Here is a 17,211-nt window from a genome sequence, read left to right on the forward strand (position 1 = left end):
GCTTAGGGCCTGCCGTTGCCGACAAGCCCTGAGCTAATAATCCTATAGTCTACTATTACCCAAAAGCGGGATCTAGCTGTTCAAAACTTCAGCCAGCAATGTATTTACCAGACCCGGGTTGGCTTTGCCTTTGCTTTCTTTCATAACCTGCCCTACCAGGAATCCGATTGCCTTCTGCTTTCCAGCCTTGTAATCCTCTACCGATTGCGGATTCGCTGCCACTACATTCTCAACAATTTTTTTGATTGCGCCTTCGTCGCTGATCTGGACAAGTCCCTTCTCCTCAACGATTGCACCCGGCAGCTTTCCGCTTTCCAGCATTTCCTTGAAGACGGTCTTGGCAATCTTGCTGCTGATCGTTCCGCCTGAAATCAGGCCGATCATTTCGCCCAGACCCTGCGGCGTAATCTTCACCTGGGACAATTCCAGATTGCTGCCGTTCAGATAACCCAGCAAATCACCCATCATCCAGTTGGCCACAGCTTTGGCATCCTTTGTGTAAGCAAGGCAGCCTTCAAAGAAATCGGCCAGCGGCTTGGAGGAGGTCAGCACCCCCGCATCATAAGCGGTAAGGCCGTATTCCTCACTGTACCGCAGCTGGAGGGCATCCGGCAGCTCCGGAATCGTAGCCCGGATGGACTCTTTCCAAGCATCGTCAATATGCAGGACAATGAGATCCGGATCTGGAAAGTAGCGGTAATCATGAGCTTCTTCCTTGCCGCGCATAGATAACGTCTTGCCCTGCGCTTCATCCCAGCGGCGGGTCTCCTGCACGACGATACCGCCATCATCAAGGATTTCCCCTTGGCGGAATTGCTCGTACTCCAGACCGCGCAGCACACCCCGGAAGGAGTTCATGTTCTTAAGCTCCGCACGGATGCCGAACTCTTCCTGACCTGCTGGCCGTAGGCTTATGTTCGCATCGCAGCGCATGGAGCCTTCTTCCATCTTCACATCGGATACGTCGCAATATTGCATAATGGCCCGTATCTTCTCCAGATAAGCGCGCGCCTCTTCAGGAGAGCGTAGATCCGGTTCGGAGACAATTTCGATCAGTGGTGTGCCTACCCGGTTGAAATCGACGAGCGAAGCAAATCCGCCGTCTACATGAGTCAGCTTGCCCGCATCTTCCTCCAGGTGCAGGCGGGTGATACCGATCCGTTTGGTCTCACCGTTCACTTCGATATCGATCCAGCCGTTCAGACCGATCGGCTGGTCATATTGCGAGATCTGATACGCTTTGGGCGAATCGGGGTAAAAATAGTTCTTGCGGTCGAACTTGCTGACATCGCCGATGGTGCAGTTCAGCGCCATGGCTGCTTTCATCGCGTATTCCACCGCCTGGCGGTTCAACACCGGCAGCACGCCGGGATGACCAAGACAGACGGGACAGGTGTGCGTATTGGGCGGAGCGCCAAATTCTGTGGAGCAGCCGCAAAAGATTTTGGACTTGGTATGAAGCTCCACATGAACTTCCAGCCCGATGACCGTTTCGTATTTAGACATAAATGATCTCATCCCTTAAAAGTTTTGTGAGCCTAAGCTTCGAAGACCGCAATTATAGTTGTGGCTGTACTTTATGATGATCTGTATGTTGTTCAAAAGCGTGTGCAACACGCAGTACCGTGCTCTCATCAAATTCCTTGCCGATAATTTGCAGACCTACAGGCAGGCCTTCGGCAAAACCGCAAGGGATGCTGACGGCAGGAATGCCGGCGAGACTGACAGGAATGGTCAAAATATCATTCAAATACATCGTGAGCGGATCTTCCGTCTGCGAGCCCAGCTTGAAAGCTGTAGTTGGCGCAGTCGGTCCGATGACGACATCATATTTTTTAAATACTTCGTCGAAATCCTGCTTGATCAAGGTGCGCACTTTCTGCGCCTTCAAGTAATAAGCATCATAATAACCGGAGCTGAGCGCATAAGTGCCGAGCATAATCCGGCGTTTAACTTCCGGTCCAAATCCGTGGCTGCGGGAATTATGGTACAAATCAAGCAATCCGCCGCCGTTATCTATACGCGCACCGTAACGCACCCCGTCAAAACGGGCCAGGTTGGAAGACGCCTCCGAAGAGGAGAGCAAATAATACGCCGCCACAGCATATTCGGTATGCGGAAGAGAAACCTCTTCCCAGACCGCACCCAGACCTTCCAGCACCTTAAGTGCAGACAGCACACTCTCACGGACGGAGGCATCTACACCTTCCCCGATATACTCCTTCGGCACAGCGATGCGCAGCCCGGAAATATCACCGGTAAGCGCGCTTAAGTAATCAGGGATATTCACTTTGGCCGAGGTGGAATCCTGGGCGTCGTATCCGGCAATGGCCTGCAGCACATAAGCGGAATCCTCCACCGTCCGGGTAAGCGGACCAATCTGATCGAGCGAAGAAGCAAATGCCACCAGGCCGTAACGCGAAACCAGACCATAAGTCGGTTTAAGTCCTACCACACCGCAATATGAAGCAGGCTGGCGGATAGAACCGCCGGTATCGGAGCCAAGTGCAAAGAAGACTTCACCGGCAGCTACTGCAGCTGCCGAGCCGCCGCTGGAGCCCCCGGGAACACGTTCCAGATCCCAAGGATTACGCACAGCCCCGTAGCTAGAATTCTCATTGGAGCCGCCCATGGCGAACTCGTCCATGTTCAGCTTGCCGATGGTTACAGCATCGGCCTGACGCAGTTTGGAAACAACTGTTGCATCATATATCGGCTGGAAATTGTCCAGAAACTGGCTGGCACAGGTCGTGCGCAATCCTTTGGTTACAATATTATCTTTAATTCCTGCAGGAAGACCAAACAGCAAACCGCGCGCTGCACCGGAAGCCAGCTTGTCGTCCAGAGCACGTGCGGACAGCCGCGCGCCCTCCTCATTTAAAGTTAAAAATGCATGCACCTTCCCGTCACGCTCGGTAATGGCAGCCAGTGATTCTTCCGTCAGTTCGCTGACCGAAATCTCTTTGCTGTGCAGCATGTTATGTACTTCGGGTAGTCGATATTGAAACAGGCTCAACTTTCTTCCTCCTCTCTATTGTCGTTATTCCAGAACTGCCGGCACTTTGAAATGTCCGTCTTCATGTTCAGGTGCGTTAAGCATAGCTTCTTCTTGGGAAAGGCTCTCCTTCACGACATCGTCCCGCATCACATTGCTGACCTGCAGCACATGCGTTGTCGGCTTCACATGCTCCGTGTCAAGTTCGTTCAATTTCTCCGCATATTGTAAAATAGCATTCATTTGTTCAGTAAAAGTAGCCTCTTCTTCCGGGCTTAACTGCAGGCGGGCCAGCTTGGCCACATGCTGCACATCTTTGACGGTAATGCTCATAAGAAATATCCCTCCTGTTTAAAGGGCTAAAGCGCCCGGATAACGTTTTTAATTATATTGTAGAAGCCTGGACAATTCAATGAGCTTGTCATGTTCACAAAGCTGCAATTCGAACAACAGCTAGTGGCGCTACAGGTTATGGGTATATGAAACAAGAAAAAACGGCTATGGCGTCCTAATAGGGACGGCAGCCGTTTCTGCAGAAATATAAGGATAAAGCATTGCGTGCACCCTATAGACTCTTACATTTTAAGAAGAAACGGACTTTCAGTCCTCTTAGGACTGGCAGCCGCTTCTGCGAAAAATAGAAGGATCATTTATGGCGTGGAACATATAAATTCTTCTATTTCAAAAAAGCCGGCTTGCGCCGGCCTTACCTAAATCCAAGCGCGAAGATTCACCTGTTTGATAAATTCCGCCTGGGACATACTTTCCGTAGACGTCGTTTCCGCCTCTTCTGCTTCCATGTCTTCGCCGTTCATCAAATGATGAAACAGCTTCTCATTGTATGTCGACAAAGCATAATCGATCAATGCTTCATGCGTTGCTCTCTCAGCCTCTACCACCAGCAATTGTTCTTCCGCCTCAATATCCTCTGCCGTAACATAGAAATTCCTGTTTGCCTGAGGGACACGAATGACATAATCAAACGCATTGTCAGGATTGCGGTCGTAAGCAATCAGGTAGCCGTAGTCTCCAATAGGAAGACTCTGCTCAAAAGCGTCTGCAACAATGACAATTTTCTCTCCTAAACGCAGCATCGTCCTACCTCCTGAGCCAAAATCTATCATGGTTCTACTTGTTTCAACAGTCTACTAAAAAAAGATAGAGCTGTCCAGCAGAAGGAGGAGAGTTCAATGAAATTTTCCTTGAAATTTTCAGAAATGTCGAGAAAAAGCAACATTTTTCTTGTTTTTCTGTCAAACTGGGAGTTTATTTCTGGACGTTAACAGAGCAGCCCCGGCAATACACAGCACAATCAGCACGGCTGCTGAGAGAAAAGGGCCTACTCCAACTGTGCCGCTGTCTACAAGGACTCCGGCAGACAATCCGGGCAACGCAGCCAGCGTCCAGCCAAGCCGGGTTGGCAGCAGACTATAGGCAAGTGATACCCCCGCCACGAGCGCCAGGGCAAGAAACACGGCGGCAGGTCCACGAAGAAAGGAGCTGAACAGCAGTGTCAGTGAGACGCCGCAGAGCAGCCATAGCCCATAGATTCCGGTTGCAGCTGCAACCTCACCCCAGGCAAGCGGACCCATCAGCTCTTCCGTGTAATAACCGGCCCCCGCCGCGCCCAGTCCAAGTGCAATTATAAGCAGGGTCAGCTGTGCAGCCCATTTGGCGATGATAATGACCATCGGAGTAACCGGCTTGGCCATCAGCAGCTCAGCCGTTCCGCTGCTCCGTTCTCCCGCCAGTGCATTCATGCTCCCAAGCGCCAGAACCAGTATGCCAATCGTTCCATATTGGCCAAGCGCTTGCGCCATTACCGCAGTTGCCTCCGGCATTTCAAAGCTCTCCAGCATCCCTGCCGGCACATTTGCGGAAGCTTCCAGAATATCGCGCATGTAATAGGTCACAAGCGGCTGCATAATGCCCAAGATGATAAATACAATCGGTATCCAGATCAGTTTGTAGCTTCGCAGCGTCTCAAGCATTTCTTTTGAGTATAAAGTCCAGAAGCTTCTCATGAGCCCACCACTTTCATGAACAAGTCTTCCAGTGTGGAAGAGCCTGCTTCAAATTGCAGCAGCGGAATATCCAGCTTGCCAGCTTCCTGCAGAATCTCCCGCCGTGCCAGTTCTACATCGCTCACATTAAAAATGGCTTTACCTGCAGTAATCTGCGACTGAACAATAAAAGGTTTATGCACAAGGCCCTCCAGCCACCGGAATGCCTTATCCTCTTTCTCTGTATATAGTCTGATAATAGGAAGACTGTACTGTGAACGGAGATAGGATAATGTCCCCTGCTCAGCTATCACACCGCGGTTCATTAATATGATATCATCGCATATCTCTTCGGCATCATGCAGCACATGTGTAGAAAAGATGACCGTCGTCTCTTCACGGATCTCCCGCAGCAGTTCCATCACTTCCCGCCGTCCAATCGGATCAAGCGCCGAGACCGGCTCGTCAAGCAGCAGCAGCCGGGGGCGGTGCACCAGTGCCTGCGCCAGACCGAGCCGCTGCTTCATTCCGCCTGAATACCCGGAAATCCGGCGGCGCGCCGACTCGCTGAGACCTACCCGCTCCAGTGCGGCGGCCGACCTCTCGGCTGCTTCTCTGGAGCGCATGCCGCTCAGCTTCGCGGCAAAGACAACATATTCCTGTCCGCTCATCCAGTTGTAAAAAGCCGGGGATTGCGGCAAATATCCCAGTGCTTTGCGGTAATCCGCTCCCGGACGATTGCCGGCAAAGGATATCTCCCCCGACGTAGGCGGCAGCAGACCCGCAAGCATGCGCAGCGTTGTGGTCTTGCCTGCTCCGTTTGGTCCCAGCAAGGCGACACAGCGCCCGGCTTCGATCTCAAAGCTTATACCATCTACGGAGATATGTCTGCCATACCGTTTATGCAGATCGGCAACCTTAAGCAGCGGCATCAGTTCTCATTCCTTCCTGCTGTAAAATAAGCAATAGTGCCCAACAGATTGCCAAATACTATTATAATAATCCACATCCATTTCGGACCCCGCACTTTCTCCGCTCTGGCCAAAGATACCAATCCGACAATGGCCAGTAAGATCTGAAGTACAAGCAGCGGCCAAACCAAACCCCAATTCACTTTGTCCATCCCAGCATCCCCCGTTCTATTCTTCGCATACAGAAGGATCTTTCCTGACATCCTGTATTGATTAATCCCGTTTTCTTCTTCGTCTATCTGGCAGAATCACAAACAACAGATAGCAAACTGCCGGCGTGGGTATTCCGGTAAGACCCCAGATTCCCCAGAACCATGCCATGCCACCTTCGCCTCTCTTCTGCGCATCCCGGAATATCCATGTCCCCTGCAGCATCAGCACGGCAGCTAAGCAAATCCACAACCATAAAGGCACATCCTTCAGTTCACTCACTCTTCCGTATCCTCCCGCTGCAGTCTGACCCGCGAAACTCCCAGACTGCCAAGTGCCGCGAGGGGGAATACCGCCTGCAGTACCCAATAAAATACAGGGGCTGATCCCAAGGCAGTAAGAATGATACTGAGCACAATCAGAGCCAGGCACAAAAACAGCAGCAGCTCATTGCGGCTCTTACGGCGCCTGCGGAGGGTCTCGGCAGCAATGAGTTCTTCCATAACCAACAAGGATGGCGGCGAAATGTCATCAAATTGTGCATCCAAGATATTCAATTCTGCGTTCAACTGGACCAGCAGTTCATCATCATCAGGTTTCATCCTCATTCAGCTCCTTTCGCAGGTGGTTAAGGCCGGCAGACACACGTGATTTGACTGTGCCCGATGGGACTTGCAGAATCACACCGATTTCTTCATAGCTGTAACCGTAATAATGCTTCAGCAATACGGCTATCCGCTGAGGTGAGGGAATCCGGGAGAGCGCATCAAGCAGATCGCTCCATTCTATATTCCGGCTCTCAAACCGCCAGCGGATGGACAACACGCCCTGCTCCTGACGCCGCCACTCCGCTTCACGTTTCCATCTCCGCTTCCGGTCGATATATAGACGGGTAGCGATCGTGATCAACCATGAGGAAAAAGAAGAGGAACCATCATAGCTTCTAATCTTCTCCATGCATCTGACCATAGTATCCTGGGCAAGCTCCTCGGCGAGCAATGGGTCCATGGTGACCTTGATTAGGTATTTGTACAAAAAGCTGTAATGCTCCCGCAGCAGTAACGCAAGCGCCGAAGCATCGCCCTGCTGTGCCAGCTTGATTCTCTCCAGCGTCACGTCGCTCATTGTTCCCTCCATGCTTCCTTCATTCACACCTTAATACGAATAGCTATATCAATTCGTTCATTCGTGATCCAAATTATTTTGCAGCTCCCAAAGTCTCCGCCGCCAAGGCTGAACTGCACCTTTCCCTCTAGGGAAATGCCAGAATAAAGTCCGCTCCAAACCGTCTGGAGTTCTGCCAAGAGCAGAAAGCTCCGTTTCTTTCCCTTTACCGACTGCAAAGATTTCATTAGCTGTATCTGGCTTTCCATCGTCCATCTGGTAATGTATATCGTTCTTCAAGCCGCTTCCTCCCATACAATTCAACCTTTTATGTAGACAAAAAAAAGAACGCAAACCGGGATTATTCCACAGTCTGCGTACTTCGCGAGGTAAATGTTACATTTAATTAACATCATTGTAGCAACTTTGTATCTTTATGTCCATCTCTATTTTCCCGGTTCATGTCGCATCCAGGGGAATAAGGTCACTGCATGGGAACGTAAGGATTGCGGAGACGTTCAAAGCCGATGGTTGTCCGCGGACCATGTCCCGGATACACCTTCACTTCTTCATCCAGCCGGTACAGCTTCCCGCGGATGGAGTCAATTAAATCCCGCTCTCTGCCGCCGGGCAGATCGGTACGCCCGACCCCCAGCTTAAACAGCACATCCCCGGAGAACAGATCGTTTCCACACAGGAAGCTTACACTTCCCGGAGAATGCCCGGGGGTATGCATCACCCGGAAGGTGAGGCCCAGCAGCTGCAGAATCTGTCCTTCTGCCAGATCATACTCTGCAGGATCTGTGCTAATCGGAGGCGAGGCTTCCGGCCACATCAGTGAGCCGTTCAGCTTGGGACTGCTCAGCCATTCACTCTCCAGAGGATGAACATAGACAGGACATTTCTTGGCTTTGCGTATTTCATCTACGCCGCCGATATGATCGAAATGGGCATGTGTCAGCAAAATCGCTTCAATCTCCATGCCTTCTATAGCCCGCACAAGACCGGCGGGGTTCATACCGGGATCGATGATGATGCCACGCCCGGGATCTGCCCCGGTCAACAAATACGCATTGGTCTGGAGCGGCCCTAGATTATAGGAACGTATATTAAGCATAATTTAAAAGCCGGAGATCAGGCTGCGCAGCTCTCCTGCGATAACTGCGTGCGATTCCGTTCCTTCCCCGTAGGCTTGTCCCATCGCCTTGCGTACTTCGGCAATCTTGCTCTCGTAATCCGCGGCTTCGCGGTCGGGATTCTCCTGTTTGAATGCAGCCATCAGAGACTGCACATGCTCCGGACGCGGACCCCAATGACCGAGCACATAACCTCCAGTATCGGCAAAGATGACAATCGGCACCGATCTGCCGCCCATCGTCAGGAAATCATCCATGACATCCTGATTCTCTTCCAGAATCAGCACTTCAGTCTTAATCCCCGCTGTCTCAAGAATGCGGAATACAACCGGCACATTACGCACTACGTCACCGCACCAATCGGCAGCCAAGATCAGCACCCGCAGATCATCGCGATGGTTCAGGCTCTCAAAGTATTCCCGGTCACTTTCGTTATCCCAGGCAAACTTCTCATACCAGGACTCAAATGCCTGCTGATTTTTCGTCATCCCTTCCACGAACTGGCGCGGAGTAAGACCTTGACCAAATTTATGGGCTACATTCTGCTTCATACTGCACTACCTTTCTTCTTGGATTTGTACCACTTGAACAGAAAATATATAACGATAATGGCTATTGCAACGAGAATCAGCTCATGGGTGTACTTGGCCGCAACCTCGTCAATCGTTTCCCATTTGTCACCCAGAGTGTAGCCCAGGTAGACAAACAGTGCGCTCCACGGAATAACCGCGAGTGTGGTCAACAGAGTGAATTTGCCTAACGGCATACGTGATATCCCTGCCGGCACGGAAATGGCATGGCGGACAATCGGAATGAAGCGGGCCGTAAAAATAACACCGGTACCGTACTTGTTGAACCATTCTTCGGAATGATCAATATGCTTCTTCTTGATAAAAATATACTTCCCGTATTTCTCCAGCACAGGTCTGCCGCCATAACGGCCGATCCAATACACAAAGATCTGGGCAATGACCCCACCCACCGTTCCAAAAAGAACTGCGCCAAAAAAGTTAATCTGCCCTTGCGAAACCAAGTATCCGCCAAAAGCAAGCACAATCTCACTCGGTATTACTTCAATCATGAGTCCGATCATAATCCCGAAATACCCAAGACTCTGAATCCACTCAAACAACTGCGAGACCAGATCAGAAAAAAAATGCAATGCAGCTCCTCCTCCCGTATTTGCGGAATTAGGCTTAGCGCCCTTCAGGCTCAGACGAACAACGCTTCCGCTCTATGTATCCAGCTTCTTCTAGCCTATTCTAGCATATGCGGCCTTACGACTTCTACTTACGAAGATGGAATCTATGGCATTCAACAGATTGACAATTTATGAAATCAGTGCAATTATACATTTAGATAATTACTTAAATATCGAAAGGTCGGATCGAAAATGAATGAATCCTTCAAAGCGCTGGCCGATCCTACCCGGCGGCAGATCATCCGGCTGCTGCGGGAAAAAGACCGTACTGCCGGAGAAATCGCCGATTATTTTCAGATGTCAAAACCAAGCATTTCGCATCATCTTAGCGCACTCAAGCATGCCGGTCTGGTGCAGGATGAACGGAAGGGACAGTTCATTCTTTATTCCCTGGATACCACTGTGCTTGAAGAGGTGCTTGGATGGTTCCTGGAATTGACCGGCACGGGAAAAGGAAGTGCACCAGATCATTTACCTGAAGAAGACGGCAAAAGGCAACACAACCATTCTAACTCGGAGGTTGAGTAAAGATGAAAAATTTCAAATGGAAGTGGCAGGACACACTAATAGTCATTTTGGGGCTTCTTTCTCTTGGTTATGCGCTCATTAGTTATGGCAAACTGCCTGATCAGCTCCCTATCCAGTTCGGCATTACCGGAGAGGTTAACCGGTACGGGAGCAAAGGGTCGGCGATTGCACTGCTGGCATTCATGGGCCTGGCATTTCCCATTGGAATGCAGTTCATACGGAATATCGATCCCAAGAAAGAGAATTACTCGAAATTCGAAGGTGCTTATAAAATGACCCGCCTGGCTATCGCGGTGCTCGCCGATACTATACTTGTCCTAACCGTAGCCAGCAGTCTTGACCAAAATATTCCGGTCAGCAAATTAACTATGGTAGCAGTTGGCCTGCTGTTCATTGTTATTGGAAATTACATGCCGCAAGTTAAAGATAACTATTTCATCGGCATCCGCACCCCATGGACGCTGGCCAGTCCGGAGGTATGGCGGAAAACCCACCGTTTCTCAGGGTTCATGTGGATGCTGGGCGGGCTGCTGATTGCACTTGGCGCATTTATGCCAAAAATCCTGTCCATCAGTATGATTATCGCGGCCTTGCTGATCGCGACTATCATCCCGTACGTCTACTCCTGGTTCACCTCTCAGCGGATGAAGGCATAAGAGTAGGCCTGCCGGCTGCATTCCATATTGTGTAGCTGCTTGCAGTAATTTGGAGCGGCAGACGGACTTTTCTGATACCTGCTGATCAATACGCCGCTGTTGGCATCTGTACGCTGACACGGCGTTCTTCTGCTACCGGGCTGTATGCCGCAGCCAACACCTTTCTGAGCCGAAGCTCCAATGCTTCGGCTTCTGCTGTGAATCCAAACCGCCGGTCATTGTGCTGTTGTCCTTTGCGGCACTCGCTGTCCGCCTGCAAGCGGAACTGATGCAGCAGATCGAGACCCGCAGCCGCACTGGCTGTCCCTCCCGCCCTATCCCCCGCTATCAACCTGCGCTGACTCATGTCGAGGATTCCCTCAATCGCTTTTACCCTTTTGGCGGTATTATAGACATCCGCCTTCAAACTTCTGCGTATCCAGTGCAGTGCCTCTCCCGGATTACTCCCGTTTATCGACCTCTCCGCTATTTCCCATTGCACCGCAGCGTCTTCTGGCGCGTAGGCCAAGCTTCCGGTCAGCAGATCCATTGCCTCCCGGTCCGGGAGCAGCCTTGATAGACTAACAACTGCCCGGGGCTCACGGGGATTCCATTCCAGCGATTGCCGGAGCAGCGCAATGCTCCCTGCAGGGTCTGGTTCACGGGCAGCCACCCTATGTAATTCGGCCCCCTTCATTAGCTGAAAGGATAGCAAACTTAGCGCCAAGCAAAGGCACCCGGTGCAGACCGCAGCAGTAGCAGCCCTTACCCTTCGGTTCAAAACGAAGTGGCAGAGCCGTAAGCGAAGCCGCTGAGCTCTGCTCAACAAGCGAGGAAAACGCTTAGTACCGGGACTGTTGGCATGGGCGGCAGCAGGAAGAAAGTCTCGTGCCTGATAGGATGCATCCGGTCCGGTGGTGACCGCAGAGAAAGTTGCCCTTGTTCCAGATTCGGATGCCGTTAGGCACTTATTGACTGCGGCATTTGACAGAATGCCGCCTGCCGAAGGGATAACAGCTATTCCTGGAGCAGCCTTGACTGCAGTAGTGCCGGACGAGTTTTCCGCCTCCTGCCGGACCTCAGCAAGCGCGAGCGCCGGCAGGAGGAACAGCAGCAGCCAAGTAAGCCCATAACTCCAGTCGAAATCAACCGCCGCATGCAAGGCGATGACCAGCAGTGGCGGGAGCAGCCTTGGAGCGGCTGCTCCTACCACCCATCCTGCCGCCAGCAGCAGAAGCAGGACTGCTGCCAGGCCGACAATTCCCAGATTCAGCAGGAAGTCGAGATAACCGCTATGCACCTGGCTGCCTACATAGGGGCGGGACTGGGCGGCCAGGTACGAGTACCGCCAAGTCTCGCCCCCGCGCCCCAGCCAGGGCGCTTCCGCCGCGAGCTTCCAGGCATCGCGGTAATAAAGCCCGCGAGCGGCGACCGTCATAGACGGTCCGGTGATCCGCTCGCTTACCTGGACAAGGACGGCGGTGCCCGCCGCCGTCCAGCCTGCCGCCGCCAGCACCAGCATGGCGGCGCGGACTCCTCCCGCCGCGCTGATGCTGCGGCGGTACAGCCACAGGCCGGCCAGCAGCGCGCCGGCCCAGAGTCCGGCCAGCAGCAGCAGGCCGGGTAAAGGCTCTACCGCCAGCCCGGCACGGGCCAGCTGGCGGTAAAGCAGCGCCGCGGCAGCCAGAGGCGCGGCGCCGGCGGCAAGCAGCGGCGCGAGGAGCCGCCGCTTCCAGAGCAGAACGGCGGCGCTGGCGCAAGCCGCAGCCAGCCAAGCGCCGCGCGACTCGCTGAGCAGCAGCGCGGCGGCGTACGGAAACAGCGGCAGCATCCGCAGCAGCAGCTTCGCGTTGCTTATTATAGCAGCAGGCTCACCGTGTTCTTGCTCCACCAAAGCTACTGTACGCGCCAGCGTCTGCTCATCTTCTTCACGCCCCTTCTCCTGCTCCACTTCTCTGTAGGCCCTGCCGCGACTGGAACTAAGTTTCTTATCCTCAACTACATGCCGTTCCTCCCGCATCACTTCTGTGTAAGCTCTACCTAACCAGCATCTTGTTCTCGCATCCTCCGATACATGCTGTTCCTCCCGATTCTCATCTCTGGCTCTGCCACGACTGGATCTGGTTCTCCCCTCCTCAGTTTCACATCCCTCCTCCCGCTCCCCTTGCGTATTTCCCAAGCCCGCATAGGCTTCCTTAGGCAGCACTGGCGCTCCCCTTACGGCACTGCCCTCATCCGGCCATTGAACTTTCCCGCGCTTCTTGTCCGTTTCCGCTGCATCCCGGCAGGCAGCGAGCGCAAACAGACGCTCCAGCAAAAAAACAGCCATTACTGCACCGAAAGCATTAGGATACTCTAGCAATCCCCCCAGTCGGGCACCTGTAGCACTGACCTCCGTTGATGTGCTGTAAGCTATCGCAAAAGGAAGATTCAGTCCTCCACAGACGGCTAACAAGGCACTTATACTAATAAGCATGCCCAGCAAGCTCCACACTGCGTTAAGAAAACGTGCTCCCCAACGATGGCCTGCACAATAATAAGCGCAAAAAGCAAAGCTGGCGTAAAGGCCACAGCGCAGCAGCTCATTCAAATTCCCCTGGGCTGATAAAGGTCCGCGGTGCCAGTGAATACCGTAGAGCGCAAGGATGGCAAGAGGACAGATCAACAACAGCGCTGCTGCACTTCTATTGGCTCTGCGATTCCCGTAAATGCTAAGCAGGCTGGCTGAAGGCCCGCGCAGACTCGCTGCAATCAGCCATAACCCGGGGAATACAGCACACATGAGATACCATACCGTCAGAAACGGGTACATTTCCCCGGCAAAGAATAACCCGCGCAGCAACACACCTGCCGTAACAGCAGCCAGCACCAAACCTGTACCAACAAATACCATTGCCGCCACCAAACGCCGCTCAGCCATGCCACTATGCATTTCAACTTCCTCCGTAGAATTCAAGTTCTCTTTAGTCTTACCAGATTTGTCCTGAACCAAAAGGAAAACACAAAACAGGACGGCTGCCTCCAGATGGAGACTCACCGTCCTGCTTATTTATCGCGGTTATATCGTTAATGCCGTTATGACGTTAATGGCGTTAATCCCGTGATGATGTTAATGGCGTTAATGACATTCAGAACATATGCGATGTATGTTCAGCAAAAATTTTCCAAATTCCTTGGTGATTGTATTTCGTACATTAGTATTTGTAATTGGGCGAACGAAATCAGATTCTATTGCAGTTTCTGCAGTCAGAAGAGCAGAATCTCGCCATATCCGCAACATTTACCGGATTCCAGTGTAGAAAGTGCAACAGATGGCCATTTCGGGGCAATTTCAGCTCATTCTATTGCAGATTCTGCAATGAAAGCATTACGGTGATACCATTTGGTATCACCGTAGTGTATTGATTTCGGACATATGCCATTCGGTCAGCAGCTCACATTCTTCCGATTTGCTTATTGGCAGGCTTCAGCTGAATACAGCTCGTAATGCCCGGTTTATCCCTGCGCAAGAGCTTCCGCAGGCAGCAGGTCGGCGCAGACGCGTTCAAGGTACGGCTTAGCACCCAGGAAATCACGGAATGCGCTGTATTCGCGCCATTTGACGGCATTGTCGCCGCTTGTGCTTTTGACGGCCCGGATCAGGATGTTCTTCGGCGTATGCTCCATGTCGATGAACTCCAGCAGCTGGCTGCGGTAACCCATCAAATCAAGCAGCTTCGCCCGGATGGCATCAGTGGCGAGTGCAGAGAAACGTTCCTTCAGAATTCCGTGCGAGAGCAGCGGGCTGAGCACCTCGTTCTCCACCTGCCCAAATAGCTCATGCTGGCAGCAAGGCACCGAGAGAATAACCGATGCGCCCCAGCGCACCGCTTTTTCCAGTGCAGCATCCGTAGCCGTATCGCAGGCATGCAGTGTCACAACCATGTCCACCTGGTCCAGCTCGTTGTAATCGGCTATATCACCGACCAGGAAACGCAGTTTATCGTAACCCAGCCTCGACGCCAGCGCTCCGCAATGTTCGATGACATCGGCTTTCAGGTCAAGCCCGACAATATTCAGCTCCCGCCGCTCGCGGACAGCCAAATAATGATACAGCGCAAACGTCAAATAGGATTTGCCGCAGCCAAAATCAACAATCGTCAGCGGCCGGCCGGTTGGTAGATCACCCAGCACATCCTCAACCATCTCCAGGAAGCGGTTGATCTGGCGGAACTTGTCGTATTTTTTGGCCAGTACCTTGCCTTCGCTGTTCATAATTCCAAGCTCCACCAGGAACGGGACTGGCTCTCCCTCGTCCAGCACATAACGTTTGCGGCGGTTGTGGGCCAAGTCTGGCACCTCCTGCTTGCTGGCCGATTTGGTAAGAATAGAAACCTTGTATTTTTTACTGATCAGCACCTGGTAATCAGCTTCCACAGTGCAGATCAGCGCTTGCCGGAAGGTAGCTCTCAAGAGTGACATCATTTCTTCCGCAGCAGTGTCTGCCGGAATATTGCGGTGTTCCACTTTGGGGCCGATGGTATAGGCAAACTGATAATGCAGCTTGCCTTTTAGCTCAACCGGTTTAATCTGCACCTTGCTGTATGCAACTTCGCCTTTGCTGCGCAGTTGGCTTAAGGTTGCCGTAATCAGGGTACGGCCATTTATCACTTGATCAATCAGAGTTTTCAAAGATTCCACAGGGTACATCTCACTTTCGCAATCAAAATGGAGAGCAGGCTCTCCTGAATATCACTACATTATAGCATGTCCTGCTATACGATATCATAGCAGCTCGCCAACTCCTCCGGCAGGTACATGAAACTGTCCGCTAACCATGGTCACGGCCCGGCCCGATAAAGTCACGAGATCCTGACTCACTTCAAGCTGCAGCATCCCGCCACGCACTGAAGCCTGATATGCAGTCAATTGTGTGCGGCTTAACCGGCCGGCCCAATAGGGAGCCAAGGCGGTATGCAGCGAGCCGGTAACGGGATCTTCATTGACACCAATGCCCGGGGCAAAAAAACGCGATACAAAATCAATACCATCCGCAGCACATTCTGCGGTAACCGCGACAGCCCTTGGCTGGAGCTTGGCCACCTGGACAAAATCCGGGCAGAGTCCCCGCACCCTTGTCTCATGATCCAGACGCACCAGCACGTTGTCTGCATACCGCACGGTTTCCAGTACATGTGCCCCCTCAAGACCCAGCGCTGCCGCCAGCCCGGCTATCGGAGGTGAAGCTGTAATTTCATATGGAGGAAAATAGAGTGAAATCATCTCTTCTGATTTCGTTGCCCGCAGTAACCCGCTGCGTGTGTAGAATCTCGCTTCTTCGTGGGAACCCAGCCGCCCGGTTTCCCACAGGACATGCGCACTGGCCAAAGTGGCATGACCGCACAGATTCACCTCCACCGCAGGCGTAAACCAGCGCAGACGGTAGCCATCCTGCTCCGGCCACAGAAACGCCGTTTCGGACAGATTCATTTCCGCAGCCGTTTTGGCCATGAAGGCCTCATCTGCGGGATTTTCCAGCAGGCAGACGGCTGCAGGGTTTCCCGTGAACGCCTTGTCTGCAAAAGCGTCTACAATAAATAGAGGGGTATTCAAGAAGGTTTCATCTCCTTTGCCGCTTCAGCGGTAAGTTTATTCCACTCCTCCTGCCCTTGCCTAACCTCTGCCAGTGGAAGATCACCAAGCTCCAATGCTTCAGGTGGCAGCAGCAGCAGCCGGCCGTACAGCTCTCTTCCCTCAGCTGTAACATCTATTCCCTGTTCCCACAATCTGTACAGACTATCCTCGGCCTTGCCGTAGCGTCCGATTGATTCCATATAGGGCAGGAGCAGCCGTTCTGTCTTCACCGGAAGAAGATAACCTTCGGTTTCCTGTAAAAGTTCATCGATTTCCTTCGTCATCTGCAGCAGCTCCCGATCAGCACCGTATTGATCGGCGTACAAAAACAGATGCAGCGACCGTATAAACCTGAACAATGCAGCATCCTTATTGCCGCCGGCACTGTAGATGCCGCCTTCTTCTTTTAATAACCGCGCCACGCCTTGAAGCTTGTCGGACTCAATTACGCCGCCCAGGCGAAACATATCTATAATATCCTCTACGGACAATGAGTTTAAAAGGCGGGAGTTCAGGCGAAAATGCCGGTTCAGCAGCTCATCCACTTCCCATAATGCCTCTGTGGTCTTCTTCTCCTGCTTCAATGTGAGCACCTTGGCAACCATTGCCGACATATCCTCGATCATCCGGACGATATAATCTCTTCGGAACATCCTGCACACCCCTCTCCAATACTATCCTGCCATGATTCCTCAGCAAGTTAAACCAATGATGATTGCAGTTATTTTACAACAATCTTAAACCATTCCACCGCTCCGTGCCACCACTCCGTACCATGCCTTGGAATTCCTTGACAAAAAAACAAAGCATACCCTATAATAACCTCACTGGTCTTATCGATCTGGATTCCAGATCAATCTGAAATACAGAATGAA

20 protein-coding genes are annotated in these 17,211 nt (G+C 52.2%); 2 read left to right on the top strand and 18 right to left on the bottom strand.

Annotated elements, in window-relative coordinates; all coding sequences use genetic code 11:
- Positions 1–72: 72 nt before the first annotated feature.
- From gatB to NSS79_RS29795, 14 genes are all read right to left on the bottom strand, one after another.
- On the bottom strand, positions 73–1,518 hold the full coding sequence (gene gatB / locus NSS79_RS29730) for an Asp-tRNA(Asn)/Glu-tRNA(Gln) amidotransferase subunit GatB (RefSeq protein WP_342437232.1): 1,446 nt from the start codon (positions 1,516–1,518) through the stop codon (positions 73–75).
- A gap of 40 nt (positions 1,519–1,558) precedes the next feature.
- The gene (gene gatA, locus NSS79_RS29735) at positions 1,559–3,016 is read right to left on the bottom strand and encodes an Asp-tRNA(Asn)/Glu-tRNA(Gln) amidotransferase subunit GatA (RefSeq protein ID WP_076113354.1); all 1,458 of its coding nucleotides are present in this window, start codon (positions 3,014–3,016) and stop codon (positions 1,559–1,561) included.
- A 24-nt stretch (positions 3,017–3,040) separates the two neighbouring features.
- Positions 3,041–3,328, bottom strand: coding sequence for an Asp-tRNA(Asn)/Glu-tRNA(Gln) amidotransferase subunit GatC (gene gatC / locus NSS79_RS29740; protein ID WP_342437233.1), 288 nt, complete (start codon positions 3,326–3,328; stop codon positions 3,041–3,043).
- A gap of 377 nt (positions 3,329–3,705) precedes the next feature.
- Positions 3,706–4,089 (bottom strand): hypothetical protein, encoded by a 384-nt coding sequence (locus NSS79_RS29745; RefSeq protein ID WP_038596538.1) that lies wholly within the window; start codon positions 4,087–4,089, stop codon positions 3,706–3,708.
- Positions 4,090–4,248: 159 nt separating this feature from the next.
- Entirely contained in the window at positions 4,249–5,019 is a 771-nt protein-coding gene (locus tag NSS79_RS29750; protein WP_342437234.1) for an ABC transporter permease subunit, read from the bottom strand.
- Positions 5,016–5,930, bottom strand: coding sequence for an ABC transporter ATP-binding protein (locus NSS79_RS29755; RefSeq protein ID WP_342437235.1), 915 nt, complete (start codon positions 5,928–5,930; stop codon positions 5,016–5,018). Before NSS79_RS29755 ends, NSS79_RS29750 begins: the two co-directional genes overlap by 4 nt.
- Positions 5,930–6,121, bottom strand: coding sequence for a PLD nuclease N-terminal domain-containing protein (locus NSS79_RS29760; protein ID WP_342437236.1), 192 nt, complete (start codon positions 6,119–6,121; stop codon positions 5,930–5,932). Before NSS79_RS29760 ends, NSS79_RS29755 begins: the two co-directional genes overlap by 1 nt.
- 61 nt (positions 6,122–6,182) lie before the next feature.
- Entirely contained in the window at positions 6,183–6,401 is a 219-nt protein-coding gene (locus NSS79_RS29765) for a hypothetical protein (RefSeq protein ID WP_342437237.1), read from the bottom strand.
- On the bottom strand, positions 6,398–6,721 hold the full coding sequence (locus tag NSS79_RS29770; protein ID WP_342437238.1) for a YxlC family protein: 324 nt from the start codon (positions 6,719–6,721) through the stop codon (positions 6,398–6,400). The genes NSS79_RS29765 and NSS79_RS29770 overlap by 4 nt, the downstream gene beginning before the upstream one ends.
- Positions 6,711–7,244, bottom strand: a complete 534-nt coding sequence (sigY, locus tag NSS79_RS29775; protein ID WP_038596550.1) for an RNA polymerase sigma factor SigY — start codon at positions 7,242–7,244, stop codon at positions 6,711–6,713. The genes NSS79_RS29770 and sigY overlap by 11 nt, the downstream gene beginning before the upstream one ends.
- Before the next feature lie 57 nt (positions 7,245–7,301).
- Entirely contained in the window at positions 7,302–7,523 is a 222-nt protein-coding gene (locus NSS79_RS29780) for a hypothetical protein (protein ID WP_342437239.1), read from the bottom strand.
- A 184-nt stretch (positions 7,524–7,707) separates the two neighbouring features.
- The gene (locus NSS79_RS29785; RefSeq protein WP_038596555.1) at positions 7,708–8,343 is read right to left on the bottom strand and encodes an MBL fold metallo-hydrolase; all 636 of its coding nucleotides are present in this window, start codon (positions 8,341–8,343) and stop codon (positions 7,708–7,710) included.
- On the bottom strand, positions 8,344–8,910 hold the full coding sequence (locus NSS79_RS29790) for a thioredoxin family protein (RefSeq protein WP_038596557.1): 567 nt from the start codon (positions 8,908–8,910) through the stop codon (positions 8,344–8,346).
- The gene (locus tag NSS79_RS29795) at positions 8,907–9,521 is read right to left on the bottom strand and encodes a DedA family protein (protein WP_076113346.1); all 615 of its coding nucleotides are present in this window, start codon (positions 9,519–9,521) and stop codon (positions 8,907–8,909) included. The genes NSS79_RS29790 and NSS79_RS29795 overlap by 4 nt, the downstream gene beginning before the upstream one ends.
- Positions 9,522–9,752: 231 nt before the next feature.
- Here NSS79_RS29795 and NSS79_RS29800 point away from each other — a divergent pair, with 231 nt between their 5' ends.
- Together NSS79_RS29800 and NSS79_RS29805 are read left to right on the top strand one after the other, a co-directional pair.
- Entirely contained in the window at positions 9,753–10,088 is a 336-nt protein-coding gene (locus tag NSS79_RS29800) for an autorepressor SdpR family transcription factor (RefSeq protein WP_342437240.1), read from the top strand.
- A gap of 2 nt (positions 10,089–10,090) precedes the next feature.
- Positions 10,091–10,744: an SdpI family protein gene (locus NSS79_RS29805; RefSeq protein ID WP_342437241.1), complete on the top strand. Its 654-nt coding sequence runs from the start codon at positions 10,091–10,093 to the stop codon at positions 10,742–10,744.
- Between the two features lie 85 nt (positions 10,745–10,829).
- Here the strand turns inward: NSS79_RS29805 and NSS79_RS29810 are convergent, their stop codons facing one another.
- From NSS79_RS29810 to NSS79_RS29825, 4 genes are all read right to left on the bottom strand, one after another.
- The gene (locus tag NSS79_RS29810) at positions 10,830–13,655 is read right to left on the bottom strand and encodes an O-antigen ligase family protein (RefSeq protein ID WP_342437242.1); all 2,826 of its coding nucleotides are present in this window, start codon (positions 13,653–13,655) and stop codon (positions 10,830–10,832) included.
- Positions 13,656–14,218: 563 nt separating this feature from the next.
- On the bottom strand, positions 14,219–15,412 hold the full coding sequence (locus NSS79_RS29815) for an SAM-dependent methyltransferase (protein WP_342437243.1): 1,194 nt from the start codon (positions 15,410–15,412) through the stop codon (positions 14,219–14,221).
- Between the two features lie 75 nt (positions 15,413–15,487).
- Positions 15,488–16,315 carry a PhzF family phenazine biosynthesis protein gene (locus NSS79_RS29820; RefSeq protein ID WP_342437244.1) on the bottom strand — a complete coding sequence of 276 codons (828 nt, stop codon included), beginning with the start codon at positions 16,313–16,315 and terminating at the stop codon, positions 15,488–15,490.
- Positions 16,312–16,989, bottom strand: a complete 678-nt coding sequence (locus tag NSS79_RS29825) for a DUF6483 family protein (RefSeq protein ID WP_342437245.1) — start codon at positions 16,987–16,989, stop codon at positions 16,312–16,314. Before NSS79_RS29825 ends, NSS79_RS29820 begins: the two co-directional genes overlap by 4 nt.
- Positions 16,990–17,211 lie beyond the last annotated feature (222 nt).

Origin of the sequence: Paenibacillus sp. FSL L8-0436 (assembly GCF_038593025.1) — a bacterium.
Classification (GTDB): Bacteria; Bacillota; Bacilli; order Paenibacillales; family Paenibacillaceae; genus Paenibacillus_AQ.

Bases quoted from the DNA above. Each gene is read 5' to 3' on its own strand.
- NSS79_RS29770 (WP_342437238.1), bottom strand. From the start codon at position 6,721: ATGAAACCTGATGATGATGAACTGCTGGTCCAGTTGAACGCAGAATTG.
- NSS79_RS29750 (WP_342437234.1), bottom strand. From the start codon at position 5,019: ATGAGAAGCTTCTGGACTTTATACTCAAAAGAAATGCTTGAGACGCTG.
- NSS79_RS29760 (WP_342437236.1), bottom strand. From the start codon at position 6,121: ATGGACAAAGTGAATTGGGGTTTGGTTTGGCCGCTGCTTGTACTTCAG.
- NSS79_RS29745 (WP_038596538.1), bottom strand. From the start codon at position 4,089: ATGCTGCGTTTAGGAGAGAAAATTGTCATTGTTGCAGACGCTTTTGAG.
- NSS79_RS29815 (WP_342437243.1), bottom strand. From the start codon at position 15,412: ATGTACCCTGTGGAATCTTTGAAAACTCTGATTGATCAAGTGATAAAT.
- NSS79_RS29790 (WP_038596557.1), bottom strand. From the start codon at position 8,910: ATGAAGCAGAATGTAGCCCATAAATTTGGTCAAGGTCTTACTCCGCGC.
- gatC (WP_342437233.1), bottom strand. From the start codon at position 3,328: ATGAGCATTACCGTCAAAGATGTGCAGCATGTGGCCAAGCTGGCCCGC.
- NSS79_RS29805 (WP_342437241.1), top strand. From the start codon at position 10,091: ATGAAAAATTTCAAATGGAAGTGGCAGGACACACTAATAGTCATTTTG.
- gatB (WP_342437232.1), bottom strand. From the start codon at position 1,518: ATGAGATCATTTATGTCTAAATACGAAACGGTCATCGGGCTGGAAGTT.
- NSS79_RS29755 (WP_342437235.1), bottom strand. From the start codon at position 5,930: ATGCCGCTGCTTAAGGTTGCCGATCTGCATAAACGGTATGGCAGACAT.
- NSS79_RS29810 (WP_342437242.1), bottom strand. From the start codon at position 13,655: ATGCATAGTGGCATGGCTGAGCGGCGTTTGGTGGCGGCAATGGTATTT.
- sigY (WP_038596550.1), bottom strand. From the start codon at position 7,244: ATGAGCGACGTGACGCTGGAGAGAATCAAGCTGGCACAGCAGGGCGAT.
- NSS79_RS29825 (WP_342437245.1), bottom strand. From the start codon at position 16,989: ATGTTCCGAAGAGATTATATCGTCCGGATGATCGAGGATATGTCGGCA.
- NSS79_RS29800 (WP_342437240.1), top strand. From the start codon at position 9,753: ATGAATGAATCCTTCAAAGCGCTGGCCGATCCTACCCGGCGGCAGATC.